General features: G+C 71.4%; 20 protein-coding genes. 9 read left to right on the plus strand and 11 right to left on the minus strand.

Going from position 1 to position 16,876, the window contains the following annotated elements; translation table 11 throughout:
• The first annotated feature begins 6 nt into the window (after nt 1–6).
• Entirely contained in the window at nt 7–489 is a 483-nt protein-coding gene (locus ABD329_RS15320; RefSeq protein WP_198276313.1) for a MarR family winged helix-turn-helix transcriptional regulator, read from the plus strand.
• A 58-nt stretch (nt 490–547) separates the two neighbouring features.
• Here the strand turns inward: ABD329_RS15320 and ABD329_RS15325 are convergent, their stop codons facing one another.
• Entirely contained in the window at nt 548–1,435 is an 888-nt protein-coding gene (locus tag ABD329_RS15325; RefSeq protein ID WP_198276318.1) for a serine hydrolase, read from the minus strand.
• A gap of 331 nt (nt 1,436–1,766) precedes the next feature.
• Between ABD329_RS15325 and ABD329_RS15330 the strand changes: the two genes are divergently transcribed.
• The 6 genes from ABD329_RS15330 (at nt 1,767) to ABD329_RS15355 (ending at nt 6,299) form a co-directional block, all read left to right on the plus strand.
• The gene (locus tag ABD329_RS15330) at nt 1,767–3,005 is read left to right on the plus strand and encodes a SpoIIE family protein phosphatase (protein WP_198276312.1); all 1,239 of its coding nucleotides are present in this window, start codon (nt 1,767–1,769) and stop codon (nt 3,003–3,005) included.
• A 71-nt stretch (nt 3,006–3,076) separates the two neighbouring features.
• Nucleotides 3,077–3,811 carry a transporter substrate-binding domain-containing protein gene (locus tag ABD329_RS15335; protein WP_198276311.1) on the plus strand — a complete coding sequence of 245 codons (735 nt, stop codon included), beginning with the start codon at nt 3,077–3,079 and terminating at the stop codon, nt 3,809–3,811.
• 667 nt (nt 3,812–4,478) lie between these two features.
• Entirely contained in the window at nt 4,479–4,805 is a 327-nt protein-coding gene (locus tag ABD329_RS15340) for a hypothetical protein (protein ID WP_246618331.1), read from the plus strand.
• Between the two features lie 183 nt (nt 4,806–4,988).
• A complete protein-coding gene (locus tag ABD329_RS15345) occupies nt 4,989–5,420 on the plus strand; it encodes a DUF6069 family protein (RefSeq protein WP_198276310.1) in 432 nt (143 codons plus the stop codon).
• 214 nt (nt 5,421–5,634) lie between these two features.
• Nucleotides 5,635–6,045 (plus strand): nuclear transport factor 2 family protein, encoded by a 411-nt coding sequence (locus ABD329_RS15350; RefSeq protein ID WP_198276309.1) that lies wholly within the window; start codon nt 5,635–5,637, stop codon nt 6,043–6,045.
• Nucleotides 6,046–6,146: 101 nt separating this feature from the next.
• Nucleotides 6,147–6,299 carry a hypothetical protein gene (locus ABD329_RS15355; RefSeq protein ID WP_198276308.1) on the plus strand — a complete coding sequence of 51 codons (153 nt, stop codon included), beginning with the start codon at nt 6,147–6,149 and terminating at the stop codon, nt 6,297–6,299.
• A 25-nt stretch (nt 6,300–6,324) separates the two neighbouring features.
• Here ABD329_RS15355 and ABD329_RS15360 read toward each other — a convergent pair whose 3' ends face one another.
• Together ABD329_RS15360 and ABD329_RS15365 are read right to left on the minus strand one after the other, a co-directional pair.
• Complete coding sequence (locus ABD329_RS15360; RefSeq protein WP_198276307.1) at nt 6,325–6,462, minus strand: hypothetical protein; 138 nt, start codon at nt 6,460–6,462, stop codon at nt 6,325–6,327.
• 11 nt (nt 6,463–6,473) lie between these two features.
• Nucleotides 6,474–7,358 (minus strand): SDR family oxidoreductase, encoded by an 885-nt coding sequence (locus ABD329_RS15365; protein ID WP_198276306.1) that lies wholly within the window; start codon nt 7,356–7,358, stop codon nt 6,474–6,476.
• Nucleotides 7,359–7,469: 111 nt separating this feature from the next.
• Between ABD329_RS15365 and ABD329_RS15370 the strand changes: the two genes are divergently transcribed.
• Nucleotides 7,470–8,042: a TetR/AcrR family transcriptional regulator gene (locus ABD329_RS15370; protein WP_198276305.1), complete on the plus strand. Its 573-nt coding sequence runs from the start codon at nt 7,470–7,472 to the stop codon at nt 8,040–8,042.
• Nucleotides 8,043–8,102: 60 nt separating this feature from the next.
• Here ABD329_RS15370 and ABD329_RS15375 read toward each other — a convergent pair whose 3' ends face one another.
• Nucleotides 8,103–8,933, minus strand: a complete 831-nt coding sequence (locus ABD329_RS15375; protein WP_198276304.1) for an alpha/beta fold hydrolase — start codon at nt 8,931–8,933, stop codon at nt 8,103–8,105.
• A gap of 61 nt (nt 8,934–8,994) precedes the next feature.
• Between ABD329_RS15375 and ABD329_RS15380 the strand changes: the two genes are divergently transcribed.
• Nucleotides 8,995–9,423, plus strand: coding sequence for a MarR family winged helix-turn-helix transcriptional regulator (locus ABD329_RS15380; RefSeq protein WP_198276303.1), 429 nt, complete (start codon nt 8,995–8,997; stop codon nt 9,421–9,423).
• Between the two features lie 12 nt (nt 9,424–9,435).
• Here the strand turns inward: ABD329_RS15380 and ABD329_RS15385 are convergent, their stop codons facing one another.
• The 7 genes from ABD329_RS15385 to ABD329_RS15415 form a co-directional block, all read right to left on the minus strand.
• Nucleotides 9,436–10,122, minus strand: a complete 687-nt coding sequence (locus ABD329_RS15385) for a DUF899 domain-containing protein (RefSeq protein WP_198276302.1) — start codon at nt 10,120–10,122, stop codon at nt 9,436–9,438.
• A gap of 661 nt (nt 10,123–10,783) precedes the next feature.
• Nucleotides 10,784–11,707 (minus strand): LysR family transcriptional regulator, encoded by a 924-nt coding sequence (locus tag ABD329_RS15390; protein WP_198276301.1) that lies wholly within the window; start codon nt 11,705–11,707, stop codon nt 10,784–10,786.
• Between the two features lie 80 nt (nt 11,708–11,787).
• Nucleotides 11,788–13,140, minus strand: a complete 1,353-nt coding sequence (locus tag ABD329_RS15395; protein ID WP_198276300.1) for an MFS transporter — start codon at nt 13,138–13,140, stop codon at nt 11,788–11,790.
• 58 nt (nt 13,141–13,198) lie between these two features.
• Entirely contained in the window at nt 13,199–14,338 is a 1,140-nt protein-coding gene (locus tag ABD329_RS15400) for a M20 family metallopeptidase (protein WP_198276299.1), read from the minus strand.
• Nucleotides 14,338–15,012 (minus strand): DUF1028 domain-containing protein, encoded by a 675-nt coding sequence (locus tag ABD329_RS15405; protein ID WP_198276298.1) that lies wholly within the window; start codon nt 15,010–15,012, stop codon nt 14,338–14,340. Before ABD329_RS15405 ends, ABD329_RS15400 begins: the two co-directional genes overlap by 1 nt.
• Complete coding sequence (locus ABD329_RS15410) at nt 15,009–15,497, minus strand: Rid family hydrolase (protein WP_198276317.1); 489 nt, start codon at nt 15,495–15,497, stop codon at nt 15,009–15,011. The genes ABD329_RS15405 and ABD329_RS15410 overlap by 4 nt, the downstream gene beginning before the upstream one ends.
• Before the next feature lie 20 nt (nt 15,498–15,517).
• Complete coding sequence (locus ABD329_RS15415; protein ID WP_198276297.1) at nt 15,518–16,813, minus strand: flavin-containing monooxygenase; 1,296 nt, start codon at nt 16,811–16,813, stop codon at nt 15,518–15,520.
• Nucleotides 16,814–16,876: the final 63 nt, after the last annotated feature.

A 16,876-nucleotide genomic window follows, 5' to 3' on the forward strand; every position in this document is an offset into this window, starting at 1 on the left:
AGCGCCATGACCAGAGCCGAAGCCGCGAACGTCCCCGACGACGGCGCGCCCCAGACGCCCGAACGGCTGCGTCGGCTGGCGAGCCGACTGCTGTCGCAGCTGACCACGCGGTCGGACCGGCTGATCAACGAGGGCCTGGCCCGGGCCGACGCCCGCAAGTGGCACTACGCCGTACTCGCGTCGCTGGGGGAATACGGCCCGGGCAGCCAGGCGACGCTGAGCGGGCGCACCGGTATCTACCGCAGCGACATGGTCGGTGTGCTCAACGAACTGACCGAGCGCGGCCTCGTCGAGCGGGCGCCGGACCCCGCCGACCGGCGCCGCAACACCATCACGATCTCCCCCCGGGGCCGCCGCCGGCTACGCCGCCTCGACAAGGTCCTGGACGAACTCCACGACGAACTGCTCGCGCCGCTGAGCCCTGTCGAGCGCGACCAGTTCGTGGGGCTGCTCACCCGTCTGCTGGACCACCACACCCGGGCTTCCTGACCTCGACGGGTCCGGGGGGTCCGGCGGGTTCCGGCGGGTTCCGGCGGGTTCCGGCGGGCTAGGGCCGCGCGTCGGCCGCGGGCGCGTTGAGGTCCTGGTGGACCGCTCGGGCGACGCCCTCGATGTTGGCGATGCCGTCGTCCATCGTGGCGTTGTCCTGCGAGAGCACCGTGATCGTGTAGTCGTGGTCGCCGCCGGTGAAGGCGCCGAGGCTGTGCACCCGCCAGCCGTTCGTGGCCCGCTCCAGCCAGCCGTTCTTCACATGCACCTGTGCGTCGCCCGGCGCGCCGGCCGGGGTCCCCCAGCGCTGCGAGGGGATGACCTCGCTCGTCAGCTTCAGGATGTAGCCGCGGGAGTCCTCGCTGAGCACCGGGTTCGCGTGGGTGACCAGGTTGAGGAGCTTTTCCTCCTCGTTGGCGGTGATCTGGGTGAGCCCCCAGTGCCCCTCGCTGTCGAGGACGGTGTTGGTCATCCCCGCGGCCTGGAGGAATCCGTTGATCTTGTCCGCCCCGAGCTGCTTCCACAGCGCGGTGGTGGCATCGTTGTCGGACTTCGTGATCATGGCGGTGGCGCGGTCCTTCTCCTCCTGCGTCAGGGCGCGACCGTCCTTCTGCGCGTCCCACAGCAGCGTGCCGAGCACGGTCACCTTGACCGTGCTCGCGGAGTCGAACGTCCGGTCCGCGTCGAGGGTGCAGGTGGTGTTCGTGGTGCGGTCGTGGAGGCTGATCGCCGTCGTGGCGGTGGAGCCGTCCAGTGCCGCGTTGATGTCCTCGGAGAGCTCGTCGGCGAGCCCCGGCCGGTCCGAGGTGCAGATCGCCGTCTGCGGGGTGGCCGCGTGAGCCGACCCCACCGAGGCGATCGTCGGCACGAGCGCCCCCGCGGCCAGCGCCGCTCGCGACGCCAGCGTGGTCCGGGGAAGCCGGGATATTCGTCGGTGTCGCCCCATGGTGTGCTTGTCCATTCGCTCGTGGTGCGGTTCATCACGCGGGGACCTTCGCTGCGTCACAAAGCATCCCGGTGCTCCCGCACTGGAGGACGAACAACCGGTGGACGAGGTTCAAAAACGTGTCCGAATCTCACAAGATCGCTCCACAACCGGCACAGCGCCCCGGCAGCCGACGGGGCGCGACAGGGCCGGTCGGCGCCGGGTGGCCGGGTCCGCGAGCCGCCCGGTCGGCGCCCTCGATGATCGGCGAGCCGACGGCCCCTCGCTCGGGGCGGGCCGCATAGTCGAGAATCGGAATTGAGACAGGGGCCGGGCCGGACGGGAGAAGGTTGTGAGCGCACCGCGGATCGACTACCAGGCGGTGTTCGCCGTCACGCCCAGTCCTTATCTGGTGCTGGCCCCCGACCTGGTGGTCGTCGAGGTCAACGAGGCCTATCTGCGGGCCACGGGCCGGTCCAGGGAGGAGCTGATCGGCCACTACCTCTTCGAGGTCCACCCCGACAACCCGGCGGACCCGGACGCGGACGGGGTGCGCAATCTGGACGCCTCTCTCCAGCGGGTCCTGCGCACGAAGAAGACGGACACGATGGCGGTGCAGAAGTACGACATCCCCGTCTCCGGGCGGCCGGGAGTGTTCCGGGCCAAGTGGTGGTCGCCCATGAACACACCCGTCCTGGGACCCGATGGAGAGGTGCGGTGGATCATCCACCGGGTGGAGGACATGACCGAGTTCGTACTGACCCGGCCGCTGCGCCCGAAGCCGGACGCGGGCAGGGAGCGCGAGGCGATGGAGGCCGAGCTGTACACGCGGGCGCGGGAACTCCAGCACCTCAACGAGGAGCTCCGCGAGGCCCACGACCGGGAGCGCCGCACCGCCCTCACCCTCCAGGAGGCCATGCTGCACTCCCCGGACCTGGCCGGACACCGCGAAATCGCCGTGCGCTACATGCCCGCCGCCCGGTCGCTCAATGTGTGCGGCGACTGGTACGACGTGGTGGACCTGTCCGCGGACACCTTCACCGTCGCGGTCGGCGATGTGGTCGGCCACGGCCTGGAGGCCGCCGCCGTCATGGGCATGCTCCGCAGCGCCCTGTCCGCCGCCGTCCGCGCCATCAGCGAGCCCGGCAGAGCGATGGACGTCCTGAGCCTCTACGCCCGCACCTTCGAGGGCGCGCTGGCCACGACCGCGGCCAAGGCCGTCGTCGACACCCGCCACCAGCGCATCACCTACACCAGCGCCGGCCACCCGCCACCCGTCCTGGCCCGGCCGGACGGCACCGTCGACCTGCTCGACCAGGCCACCAACCCTCCGCTGGGCCTCGTCATCGACCACCTCCCCCGCCCGCAGGCCACGGTGTCCTACACCCCGGGCGACACCCTCGTGCTCTACACCGATGGACTCATCGAACGCCGTGACGAGGACATCGATGTCGGGCTGCGCCGCCTCACCGACACCCTCGGCCGCCACACCTCCCTCGGCCCCGATCACCTGGCCGACACCCTGCTCAGCCGCCTCGGCGTGGCCGACGGCGGAGGCGACGACATCGCCCTGATCGTCGTCCGGCTGTGAGCCCGTGAGGCCCGCCCGGTCATGGGGCGTACCCGGGGTCGAGGAGCGCCGATCGTTCCTAGACTCGGCCCATGGAGATTACCGACAGCACCGCGCTCGCCCGCGACCTCGCCCCCACCGGAGTGCTCCGCGCCTCCATCAACCTCGGCAATCCCGTCCTCGCCCAGGGCACCCCGGACGCGCCCGGCGGTGTCACCGTCGACCTCGCCCGTGACCTGGCCCGGCGCCTCGGCCTGCCCGTGGAGTTCGTCTGCTTCGACGCGGCGCGCAAGTCGTACGAGGCCATGGCCACCGGCCACGCCGATCTGTGCTTCCTCGCCATCGAACCGGCCCGCGAGGCGGAGATCGCGTTCACCCCCGCGTATGTGCATATCGAGGGGGTGTACGCCGTCCCCGCCGAGTCCCCACTGCGCACACCGGAAGACGTGGACCGTCCGGGCATCCGTATCGGGGTGAAGCAGGGTTCCGCCTACGATCTGTACCTCACCCGGACCCTGCGCCACGCCACCGTGGTCCGGGGCCCGGAGGGCGTGGACGTCTTCCACGGCGAGAAACTGGAGGCCGCGGCGGGAATCCGGCAGCCGCTCACCGCACACCTCGTCGAACGGCCCGAACTGCGCCTGGTCGAGCCCGCGTTCATGACCATCCGGCAGGCCGTCGGAACGACGCGGACACGGCGTCCGGAGACCGTGCGCTTCCTGTGCGAGACCGTGGCCCACCTGACGGCCTCCGGATTCGTGGCCGAGGCGCTCAGCCGGTCCGGACAGAATCCCGCACTGGCCGCGCCGACGGAGAACCTCGGCTAGTGCGCGTCAGTCAAGATTTGCCCGGTAGCGAGGCGTCCTGGTGCGGTCAGCTGCAAGGCGCCGAATCGGCCTCGTAGTGGGCCTACTCGGTCGGTTCGGCAACGCCGCAGATGGCCGTGCCAGGGCGGCGAGCGGGGCAAACCTTGGCTGACGCGGCACGAGGGCGGCCGCACCCGCCACCGGTCCGTCTGATCCCTCGCCCGGGCCCGTACACGGTGGTGTACGCGGAGCCGTGCGCTTCGAACTGCCCTCACCCACGGGACGGCAGCCGGTCGGAGTGACCGAACTCCATCTCGTCGACCACACCCGAACCGACCCCTGGGTCACCGGCACGCGACGGGAGCTGATGGTCAGCGTCTGGTACCCGGCGCGTTCGGCGAGCGGATACCCCGCCGGCCCCCTATGCCGCCCGGCACCCCCCGTGCCGTGGACGAGTCGGGTTCGTTCGGCCTGGCACCTCCCGGCCTGGTGGACTGGGCCGCCACGCGTACGAACGCCGTCACCGCCGCCCCGGCGGACGGCCGCGCGCCCCGGCCGGTCGTGCTTGTGGTGGTCACCATGGACCGCACGCATGAGACATCCCCGGTCGAGTTCCCCGGCTGCCGCGTGGAGTTGCGAAGGGATCCCCTGACCGATCCCGCGAAGCGCAAGCCGGCCATCGAGGCCCGTGTCCGCGACACCCGCTTCGTCCTCGACCAGCATGTACCTCAAGTACAGCGACACCGAATTCCTGCCGGGCGCGCTGGAAGGGCTGGGCCGTCCCTTCATGCTCATGGGGAAGGACGGTCAGACCCACCTGAACGAGCCGTCCTGGCAGTCGCTCTGGGACCGCTCGACCCGCTGGAAGCGCGACCTGAGCCCCGAACCGGGCGCCCACTTCAGCTACCCCGACGCCCAGACGATCGTGCGCTTCCACCAGCATCTGCGCGGCCGGCCGCAACACCTGCTGGACGGGTCTGCCCCGTCCCACCCCGACGTGCGCTTCGTCCAATAGGCGACACGGCGGCGGCAGCGGTGGGATACGGGGTGGTTTGCCATGTCCGGCGGTGGCCGGAAGCGCCCCCTCCGAAACGATCACCTAGCAGAATGACGTGGCCCAAAACGGCCCCGCACTCTGCGACCACCCGATCCGCGGGGCCGCTCACCACCCACTTTCCCCATCCACGGAAGAAGTTCCATGACCGACACCGCATCCACCCGCCCCACCGCCGCCATCGCCCGCCTCGTCATACCCGCGGCCCTGGCCGCGGCGGTCGCCGTCCTCGTCGGCTACCTGATCTTCGACGCCGCCGGAGCCGACTTCGACGTCACCATGTCCGGCACCGAGAGCACCGTCACCGCGGTCCAGGCGTGCCTCGCGGCCTTCCTGGTGAGCCTGGTCGGCGGCACCGTCGCACTGCTCATCGCGCGGCGCACGGCCCAGCCGACCCGTACCTTCGCCGCGATCGTGACCGTCGCCGTGGTGCTGTTACTTGTCGGGCCGCTGGTGGGCGCCGACCAGGGCCTGACCGTCGTGGCCCTCGAAGTGCTGCATCTGCTCGCGGCGGCAGCCGTGCTCCTCGTCGTCCTGCCGCGCATCGGCACGACCACCACCTCGACGGACGCCTGACCGCGTCGCGCCCGTGAGTGCCCCGCGGATCCTGGACTCATGCGTGCCGCGTCGCCGCACGCGCGCGTTCAGGGTCGGGGCACGTGGTCGGTGATGTGCACGGGCGTGGCCCATCCCGGCATCGAGCCGCACGCACCCGCCAGGTGCTGAACCCGGGGCGGTGGCGTCGCAAACCCGCCAGCCTCTTCGTTCGCACCCTTCTACCTTCGCGAACATGTCGCAGTCGCAACGGAACCAGAGGGTCGTTCAGAACGCCTGGAAGGCGTTCGCCGGCCACGACGCCGACCAGATCGCCGCGGTCCTCACCGAGGACGCCGAGTGGCTGGCGCCTCCGGGAAACGCGACCGCCGTCGCGCTGGACTGCCCCAGCCACATGATCGGCAAGGAGGCCATCGTGCGCTTCTTCGTACGCGACGTCGCCGTCACCTTCCACGGTCTCTACGCCGACGGTGACCGGGTGATCGTGGAGGAGACCATGACGGCGACGCTCGCGAACGGCAACCGCTACGCCAATGACTACTGCCTCGTCTTCGAACTCCGGGACGGGCTGATCCACCGGGTCCGCGAGTACATGGACACGGCGCTCGGGCACCGCATGGTCTTCGGCGGGCTTCCGGCCCAATGATCCCGTTTCGGCAGACGCTCGGTGACTTTTGGGACAACCCGCGGTCACGGAAACCTCAACAGGCTGCCGCACACACCTACTTCTTGGCATATGTTGGGCGGATGAGTGAACATGACCTGGAGCCCCGGCCTCCGTCCCCGCTGGTGGAAAAGATAGACAGCGCGCTGGCAGTCCTGATCATCGTCGGTATCGCCGGCGGATCGTTCTGGCTGGCCTCGGGCCTCACCTCGTCCTACATGGTGCTCTTCAACTGACGCGCCCGCGCCCAGGCCGTGCCGGCTACCGGCCGGCCTGGGCGCGGGCGTGCTCCGGCCCGAACGCGCCGCGCGCCTCGGGGCCGGTCAGCGCCTCGGGGCCGCTCACCGAGGCGGTGTGCGGGCTGCCATGGCTCCCGCCGCTCCCGGCCGCCCCACCCACGCCCGTCGGTGTCAGTCGGTGGTGAAGTAATGGCCGTCGTCGAGGTCGGCGATCAGGCCGGGGTGGACCGGTTCCCAGCCCAGCAGCCGCTTGGTGTCCGCGTTGGGCATGGTGATGTCCATCGTGATGAACGGGAAGCCCGTGAAGTGGTCTGCGGCCCGTTCGGCCGGGATGCTCACGGCCGGGACGTTCAGGTGGCGGCCGATGGTCTCGGCGATCTCGCGCACCGTGATGCCCTCTTCGGCCGCGGCGTACAGCTGCGAGCCGGCCGGGGCCTTCTCCAGCGCCAGCCGGTAGAGGCGGCCGACGTCCAGGGTGTGACCGGCGGGCCAGCGGTTGGTGCCGTCGCCGACGTAGCCGGACACGCCCGTGTCGCGGGCGATCTTGATCAGCGTCGGGATGAAACCGGCCCTGTCCCGCGTGCTGTGTGTCACCGGCGGGATGGCGACGAGGACGGTCCGCACGCCACGTTCGGTGAAGTCATTGATCACGCGCCCGACGGCGGAGCGGGGGTTGGCGTCTATCGCCGCGTCGAGCCGCGGGTCGCCGGTGTGCGTGAAGCCGACGCCGATGAGGGTCTTGCCTGTCCCGGCCAGCGCGTCGCCGAGGGTCCGCACCACGGTCAGGTCGACTGCCACCGCGTCGGCGAACCTCCCGGCGGGGATGGCGTCGTGATCGAACGCGAGATGGACGACCGCGTCCGCGTCGGCCGCGGCCGCGCGCAGACCGTCCAGGTCGTCGAGGTCGCCGCGGCGCACCTCGGCGCCCAGGGCCTTGACGACGTCGGCCGAGGCCTCGGACCGGGCCAGCCCGGCGACCTCGTGTCCGGCCCGGATCAGTTCGGGCACCACGGCCGATGCGATGTGACCACTGGCACCGGTGACGAAAACACGCATGCGTAGCTCTCCTGGAGACATGCTCCGCCCGGGCGGAGCGAAGTGATGTGACTTGGTACCGTCACCATAGCCGAAGTGACGTTACCAAGTCACATCACTTATGCTGTGCGCATGGCTCGATGGGAACCGAACGCGCAGGAACGGCTGGTGCGCGCCGCACTGGAGCTCTTCACCGAGCAGGGCTACGACGCCACCACCGTCAACGAGATCGCCGATCGGGCCGGTCTGACCAAGACCACCTTCTTCCGGCACTTCCGCGACAAGCGGGAAGTGCTCTTCGCCGGTCAGGACATGCACACCCGGCTCCTCGCCGACGCGATCGACGCGGTGCCCGGCCCGGCCACACCGCTCGAAGCGGTCCGCGCGGCCCTCGACGCCCTGACCGCCACCTTCACCGACGACCGCCGCGACGTCGGCGCCAGGCTCCGCCCGGTCATCGCCGGTAACACCGAACTACAGGAGCGCTCCGCCCTGAAGCGCGCCAAACTCGCCGAGGCCGTGACGGACGCGCTGCACAAGCGCGGCGTATCGGAACCGGCCGCGAGCCTCGCCGCCGAACTCGGCATCCGCGCCTTCTACGACGCCTTCGACCAGTGGGCCGATCCGGCGAGCGAGCGGACGCTCACCGACCTCACCCGCCACACCCTCGGCGAACTCCGCGCCGCGCTGGCCACGCTCGACTAGAGCTCGTCCACCAGAGCCAACCCATACGGACCAGCCCACCCGGACCGGTCCACCCGGACCTCAGGTGGCGCTGGAGCCGAGCGCGCGGTGGGCGCGTGCGTATGCGTATGCGTGAACGTGTGCGTCGATCAGAGCGAGCGTGGCCTCGGGCTGCTCGATCTGGGGCAGGTGGCCGGCTCCGGGGATGACCTCGAAGCGGGCGTTGCCGAAGGCCGCGGCATAGGCGGCGCCGTAGGCAGGTGTGACCACGCGGTCGCTCTCCCCCCACAGCAGGAGTGCCGGTGTGTCCACACGGCGCAGACGGCGCAGCAGTTTCGCGTCGTGCATATACGGCTCGCCCGCGAGAACGCGCATGGTGGCCATGTTGGCCTGCCGGATGGCGAGTTGGCCGGCCGGTATGTCGGCGGGGTCCACGTAGTAGCGGTCCGGGTCGTGCCAGGAGTGTGACGCCACACCGCGGGCATCCAGGGCGAAGAAGTCCGTGATCGGCTCGCCGGGGATGTGCACCCCGACCGCGTCGATCAGGACCAGGCCGCCGATGACACCCGCGGTGTCCCGCACCGCCATCTCGGCCGCGATCCAGCCGCCGAGCGAGGAGCCGACGACCAGGACGTCGCGCAGGCCGCGGTCGTGCAGGAGGTGCAGATAGGTCAGGGCCAGATCGTCCACGCCGGTCAGCCAGTCGGGGCGGGGCGTCCCCTCCCAGCCGGGGTGCACGGGCGCGAGCGTGTGCGCGGCGCGCGAGAGATGTGCGGCGATACCGGCGACCGTGGCGGGCCCGCCGCCTCCGTGCAGGACGAGCACCGGGCGGCCGGAGCCCGCCTCGGAGAGGGTGAGGTCCAGGTCGTCGCACGCGGCCGCATGGGTAAGGGAGTTCAGGTCCGTCGTCATGACCGAGACCCTAACTAAGCTTCTTTAATTAAGCTAGTTTCATTGCGGGTAGACTTACGACATGGATGCCGATCTTCAGGTTCTGGGGCGCGCGGTCAAGCAAGCGCAGTACCGACAGCACCGAGCGCTGGACAGTGCGCTCGGCGAGGTCGGTACGACGCTGGCGCAGTGGGACGCGCTGCGCGCCATCAGCGGCCGGCCCGGGGCCTCGGCACGCGAGCTGGCCGCGGTGACGTTCCAGAGCGAGCAGGCGTTCGGGGCGCTCGTGGGCCGCCTGGCCGCCCAGGGCCTGGTGGAGCGCAGGCCGGGCCACGGACGCCGTATCGAACACCGCCTCACACCCGCCGGCGAACAGACCCTGGCCGCCGGTCACCAGGTCAGCCAGAAGGTCCTGGAGGAGTGCTTCTCACCGCTCCCGTCCGCGGACCGGGCCACCCTGCTCGGCCTGCTGCGCCGGCTCAACGAGGAGGCCCCGCCCCCAACTGCCTGACGTCGGCCACCCTCACGCGCCCTGGCCGTAGAGCGCGGCGATGTCCTCGGAGCCGGCCCACCGGCTGTAAGTGGGCTGCTGCGGCCACCCGTCGGGCGAGTCCTGCCATTCCTCCTGCCGCCCGTACGGCAACAGGTCGATCAGCGCGAAGGAGTAACTGAGCTGCTCGGTGCCACGGCCGCTGGTGTGCCAGGTGCGGTAGACGGTGTCGCCGTCGCGCAGGAACACATTGACGGCGAACCCGCCGCCGGGCGGGGCGCCGACATCGGCTCCGAACGGGCTGTTCGCCGTGGAGTACCAGGCCATCGCGTTCCCGACCCGCCGCTTGTAGGCGAGTGCCTCGTCGATCGGGCCCTGGGTGACGACGACGAACCGGGCATCGTAGTTGCCCAGGAACTCCAGCCTGGTGAACTGCGAGGTGAACCCCGTGCAGCCCGGGCACTGCCACTTCTCGCCCGGGAACCACATGTGGTTGTAGACGATCAGTTGCTTCCTGCCGTCGAAGAGGTCCACCAGCCGAACCGGCCCGTCCTCGCCCTCGAGGGTGTAGTCGGGCATCTCGACCATCGGCAGGCGGCGGCGCTGGGCGGCGATCGCGTCGAGCTCCCGGGTCGCGGCCTTCTCCCGCACCCGCAGCGCTTCGAGCTCACGCTGCCAGGTCTCGGCGTCCACGACGGACGGCAGTGCGTTGGTGGTCATGCCGGGATCCCTTCCTGATCATGTGTGTGTCGTGTGTGGTGTGTCGTGCAGCGGCGTGTGTCGTGCAGGTATAGACCCCGCCCGGTCGCCGAACTCATCGGTGGTCGGCCGCTCCGATCGGCGAAGCCCCGACCACCGCCCGGGCGCGTTACCTTTTTGCAGCGTATCGATCGATATCGGCGGCTACGGAGGGTATCGGGATGGCGCGTAGAGCCGGGGCCGATCCCGAGGCGCAGCGGATACCGGCCGGCTTCGCGGACGTGCCCGAGGCACCCGCTCCGGCCCTCGCTCTCCTGGGCTCCGACGGCACCATCCTGGCGTGGGGAGAGGGCTGCCGGCGGCTGCTCGGGCACCGCGCGGGGGATGTCGTGGGGCTGCCGGCGCGGGAGCTGCCGGAGACCCCTGTCGAAGCGGTGCGGTGGTCCTCGCCTCCCGGGGACACGGGCGGGCACGGCGGCCGGCGGGCCGCCAACGCCGTCGTGAAGGTCAGGCACCGGGACGGCGAGCGCTTCCGTCTGACGGTGGAGACCATCGCGCTGACCGGCGGAAACGGCGAGAGCTGCTGGTTCGTCGCCTTCACGGAGGCGCCGGACGGAGTGCGGACCGCCGACGCCGAAGCGGCGCTCCTGGACCGGTCACCGCTGGCCGTGGCGGCCGCGCGTCACGGGATCGTGGCGGCGGCCACCTCCCGCAGCAGCCCCATCACAGCCTGGGCGCGGGCGGTCTGGGTCATGCCCTTCACCGAGGCGATCTTGACTTCGAGCGGAGGGCTTCCGTCCCGCAGCTCCAGTTCCGCGATCTCGCCGCCACCGTAGGTCTGGCTGGTGGCGGGCCGCTGGTTCAGCACGGAGTAGCCGAGCCCCCGGGCCACCAGGGAACGCACCGTTTCGTAGCTCCGGGTGCGGTAGCGGACATCGGGCGCGGTGCCGGTGGCGGCCACCAGCGAGCGGAAGTAGTCGCGGCTGTGCGGCAGATCGAGCAGGACCAGGGGTTCCGCGGACAGTTCGGCCAGCTCCACGGTGCCCTGCCCGGCCAGGGGGTGATCGGCCGGGACGATGACGTAGGCCGGGGCCCGCGCGATCGTCTCGCCGCGCAGGTCCGGCTCGGCCGACAGACCGAGGCCGTAGGTGAGGGCGAAGTCGATACGCCCGGCGCCCAGGGCCTGGACGAGCTGATCCGTCTCCGCCTCCACCACGTCGATCTCGATGCCCGGGTAGCGGCGGGTGCACTCGCTGAACAGGGGCGGCAGATAGTACGGGGCCAGCGTCACGAAGCAGCCGACGGCCACCGGCCCGGAGATCGTCTCGCCGTCTCCCCGGGCCTCCCGCTCGACCTCACGCGCACGGGCCAGCAGCTCCCGCGCATGGCTCTGAAGCCGCTCCCCCGCGGGCGTCAGGGTCAGCCCACGGCCCCTGCGGCGGATGAACAGCTGCACCCGCAGGTCGCGCTCCAGGTTGTGGATGGCCGCGGACACGGCGGACTGCGCGATGTGGAGCGCCCCCGACGCCTCCGTCATCGAACCGCGCTCGGCGGCGACGAGGAAGTAGCGGAGCTGGAGGAGGGTGAAACCCACCGGTGATGTCATGCGTGGCCCCCGCGCCTGGTGATCGTTGTCCATGCCGGTGCCGACCTTATGCGGCGGCGGGTGCCGGACCGCGGCGGCGCCTACGAATGCCCGGGGGGCGCGTCGGCGACGTCCTCGGGGCGCAGCAGGGCGGACCCGGTGGTCTCCTTCAGGGACAGGGCGGCAATGAGGCCGCCGGCGGCGAACACCATCAGATAGGGGCCGGGCACCAGGGTGGAGCCGGTCGCGGAGATGAGCACGGTCATCAGATACGGCACCGTGCCGGCGAACAGGGCGGCGGTGAGGTTGTAGGCGATGGACAGGCCGCTCTGACGGGTGCGGGTGGGGAAGATCTCCGCCGACCACACCGCGTAGGTGCCGAGGATCGCCGCGAGGATCGCTCCGAGCAGCAGTCCGGCGACCCAGGTTCCGGCGAGCCCGGTCCGCATGAGGAGGAACGCGGGGGTGGCGGCGACCAGGAGGGCCGCGGTGGCACCGATGAAGACCGGTTTGCGTCCCACGCGGTCGGACAGCAGCCCGAACACCGGGACCAGCACCAGCCCCAGCAGCGAGATCACCGTGGACAGCAGGGCGGCGCTGCCGGCCGAGTGCCCCAGGTGGTCGGTCTCGTAGGTGACCAGGTATGTCAGCACCGCGTAGAAGGGCACGTGCATGGCCGCCATCAGGCCCGCCGCCTGGAGCAGCCGCCGCTTGTGGTGGCGGAGCAGCTCCCGTACGGGGGTGCGCGGCACGGCGTCGTTGGCCTCGAGTGTCCGGTACTCGGGGGTGTCCTCGATCTTGTTGCGGATGATGAAGCCGATGACGCCGAGCGGCGCGGAGATGAGGAAGGGGACGCGCCAGCCCCAGGAGGTCAGCTGGGCCTCGTCGAGTCCGGTCGACAGCAGCAGATAGACGAACGAACCGGCGAGGAAGCCCAGCAGGGAGCCGACCTCCAGCCAGCTCACCCCGAATCCGCGGCGGCGCCGTGGGGAGCTCTCGGCGAGGAAGCTCGCCGCGCTGCCGAACTCGCCGCCTGCCGCGAATCCCTGGATCAGGCGCAGGATCACCAGGAGCACCGGGGCGCCGACCCCGATCGCGGCGTAGCCGGGCAGCAGACCGATGGTCAGGGTCGCGCCGGACATCATGAAGATGACCAGCGACAGTGTGCGCTTGCGGCCGATCCGGTCGCCGAGCGGCCCGAACACCATGGCACCGATGGGCCGGATGCCGAAGGACACGGCGAACACGCCGAACACGGCGAGCAGTCCCGTGGTGCTGTTCTCGTCCGGGAAGAACACGGTCGCGACCGTACCGGCGAGATAGGCGTAGGCGGCCCAGTCGAACCAGTGCACGAACACGCCGACGGCTCCCGCGGCAACGCTTCTGCGCAGGGCGACGGCGTCGGTGGCCACCTCGACCTCGGTCGTGGTGACGTCGGTGTGAGCGGTGGGCATTGCGCGCCTCCTTGGGGATGGGGTGGAAGAAGCCGGAGCTGTGCGGGTGCCGCCTCGGTCAGTGGCTCGCGCGGGCCGGGCTCCGGTCCACACCGGTCCAGGCCAGCGCCGTCGCCCCGTCGAGCAGGGCCCGCTGGGCCGTTCCGCCCACGCAGAACGCGGCGAACTCGTGCTGGTGGTTGGTGGCGGGCAGCGAGCCGATGCCGATGTAGGGGTGGATGGCGGGCACCACCTGCGAGACGTTGCCCATGTCGGTGGAGGCGCGGTTCATCCGGGCGGCCTGCCCGGGCGGCGCGAACTCCCGCCCCAGGGCGAGGGCGTTCGCGCGGTAGTGGCCGAGGGCGGTCTCGTCGTTGCGGAACTCCGCGTACGGCTCGCTCTCCGGCTCGATCTCCAGCTCGCACCCGGTGGCGAGGGCGCCCGCCTCGAAGGCCCGCATCACCCGTGGTTCGAGTTCGGCCAGTTCGGCGAGGGTTTCCGCCCTGACGTACCAGCGGCCGGTGGCCCGCTCCGGGATGGCGTTCGGCGCGTCCCCGGCGTGGGTCACCACACCGTGCACCCGGGCGGAGGACGGCAGTTGCTGGCGGAGCAGCCCGATGGCGACCTGGGCCACGGTGAAGCCGTCGGCCGCGTTGACCCCGGCCTCGGGGTAGGCCGCGGCGTGCGCGGACCTGCCGGTGTAGGAGATCTTGGAGTGGCTGACCGCGAACGGACGGGCCTCGGCGACGTCGACCGGCGCCGGGTGCGCCATCATCGCGAGGTCCACCCCGGCGAAGGCGCCCCGGTCGAGCATCTCGATCTTGCCGCCGCCGCCCTCCTCCGCCGGGGTGCCGTAGACCTCGACGGTGAGGCCCGCGTCGTCGGCGACGGCGGCGAGGCCCAGCGCGGCACCGACCGAGCTCGCCGCGATGAGGTTGTGCCCGCACGCGTGGCCGAGGCCGGGCAGCGCGTCGTACTCGGCGCACAGCGCGATCCGCACCGGCCCGCTGCCGAACCGGGCGTGGAAGGCGGTGTCCAGGCCCAGGTAGGACGAGGTGACATCGAATCCGGCGCGGTCCAGCGGCTCGGGTACGGCGGCCGCCGCCCGGTGTTCCTCCCAGGCGGTCTCCGGGTCGGCGTGCAGCCGCTCGGACAGGGTGATCAGCTCCTCGGCATGCCGGTCGACCTCGCGCCGAGCCGCCTCTTTCAGCGCCCGCATCACAGATCGCCCGGCACGCCGTACGAGGGGGCGGAGGCGGGATCGAGCCCACGGCGCACGTAGTCGTCCCGCTGCGGCAGCCAGACGGCGAGGAGTTCGACGAGCCGGTCGACGGGGTCGTCGGCCCAGTCCACCCGCAAATCGGTCACCCGCCAGGCCACGTCCGCGACGACCGCGAGGCCCGCGGAGTGCACCGGCCCCTCCTCGCCACCGGCCGCGACGGCCGCCTTCAGGGCGATGACCAGCCGCTCCTCCAGCTCCCCGGTGGCGGCGGAGTACGCGTCGAGGAGTACGCCGGGGATGTGCTCGCCGCACAGCATGTTCCCGGCCGCCACCGCGCCCTCGGCGGTGGCCGAGGCGTACCTGCCCAGGGTGTGCGTACCGCTGTGGGCGAACCCGGGCCCGGAGCGGCCGACCACGGTCAGCTGACGGTAGGCGATGGACTTCGCGTTCCGCGCCGCGCCGGTGACACCGGCCAGGGCGCGTTCCGCGTCGCCGTGATCCGCCAGCCCCTCCAGCAGGCTGGTGCCCAGCGTGGGGTCGGTGATGTTCTGCGAAGCCGCCGCGCCGACCCCGGGCCGCAGATGGGCGACCCGGGCTGCGACCGCGGGACTGGACGAGCTGGCCACGATGCCGAACCGCTCACCGTCTCGGACCACCAGGGAGAACGTCATGCCTGCTCCTCCTCGGGGATCACGGCGACGGCGTCGATCTCGCACAGCCACTCCGGACGCGCCAGGGCCGACACCACCAGACCGGTGGAGATCGGGTGGACGCCCTTGGTCCAGCGGCCCACGGTGCGGTACACCGCCTCGCGGTAGCGCGGGTCGATCAGATAGATGGTCAGCTTGACCAGGTGCTCCATCCGGCTGCCCGCCTCTTCCAGCAGCATCGCGATGTTCGCCATGGCCTGTTCGGCCTGCGCCCCGGCGTCGCCGATGCCCACCGACTCGCTGGTGTCGAGGTCCTGGCCGATCTGGCCCCGGACATACACGGTGTCACCGGCGACGACGGCCTGGCAGAGGTCGTTGTCGAGGTTCTGCTCGGGATAGGTGTCGCGGGTGTTGAACGGGCGGATCCGGGTGTGCCCGCCGGTGACGATCGGGGCCTTGACGGCCTTGCCGGACTTCGCCCGGCGGCCCTCGCTCGTGGAGGTCATCATCTGCTCCTCGTCGCTGGTCAGTTCTTCCAGGCGGTCGGCGTGGCGGCGGGCCGGTCGCCGGTGCCGTACGCGAGGTAGCCCCGCCGGGTCGCGATGTGGTCGGCCACGTAACGGGCGTCGTGCCAGACGCCCCAGATGAAGCTCGATCCGCGGCGGGACAGCCAGGGCAGGCCCAGGAAGTAGACACCGGGCTCGGACGACACGCCGCGCCGCTGGTCCGGCCGCCCGCGCTCGTCGAACGCGTCGACCTCGAGCCAGCTGTAGTCGGTGGCGAAGCCCGTCGCCCAGACGATCGAGGTGACCCCGGCCCCGGCCAGGTCGAGCTCAAGCCGGGGGTCGGCCACGCCTGCCGGGTCCGGTCCGAGGACGTGGGCCGCGGGCTCCTCGGGGAGGTCGAGCCCATTGCGCTCGACGTACTCGTCGGCCGCCCGGAGGAGCTCGAGGTACTTGGCGTCGCCGAGCGCGATGTTCGTGGCGAGATCCGGCGCGAAGCGCAGCACACCGTCGTCGTAGGACGCGGTCAGACCCACGAGCTCGATGCCGTCGGCGGCCAGGGCGCGGAAGTCCACGGTGTGGCCGCCGCGGGCGCCGCTCACCGCGATGGTGACGTGTTCGGCCCCCTGCGGAGGCGTCTCCGCGTCCCAGCGCCCGAGCACACCGAGCCACCAGCAGAAGTCGCGTCCGCGGTACTCGCGGGCCGGGCGGTCGTGCGGACCGACGGAGAGGAGGACCCGGCGGCCGGACCGGCGCAGCTCATCGGCGATCTGCACCCCCGAGGACCCGGCCCCGACCACGAGGACCGCGCCCTCGGGCAGCTGCCCCGGGTTGCGGTACCCGCTGGAGTGGATCTGCACGGGAACGGCGCCGTCCGGGACGATGGGCGGGATCACCGGCCGCTGGAACGGTCCGGTGGCGGCCACGACGAAGCGCGCGTCGATGGGGCCCTCCGACGTCTCGACCCGGAAGCCGGGCCGGCCGGGGGGCCTGCGCACCGAGGTCACCTCGACCCCGCACCGGATCGGGGCACCGATCTTCTCGGCGTACGTGACGAAGTAGTCCGCGATCTGGTCCTTGGAGGCGAAGCCATCGGGGTGTACGCCGGGGTCGACGTCGGAGAACTCCAGCCCCGGGAACCGGTCGTGCCACGCGGGCCCGTTCGCCACCAGGGAGTCCCACCGCTCCGACCGCCACCGCTCGGCGATACGGTGCCGCTCCAGGACGATGTGCGGCACACCGTGAGCCCCCAGGTGCTCGCTCATCGCCACACCCGCCTGGCCCGCCCCGACGACGACCACTTCGGTCTCTTCACTCAACGTTCAGCCTCCACTCAGGCGGTGGTCCATCCCGGTGTCGCGTTGACCGGGCCACCGCACGAG

The sequence above is a fragment of the Streptomyces javensis genome (assembly GCF_039525925.1).
Lineage (GTDB): Bacteria > Actinomycetota > Actinomycetes > Streptomycetales > Streptomycetaceae > Streptomyces > Streptomyces asiaticus.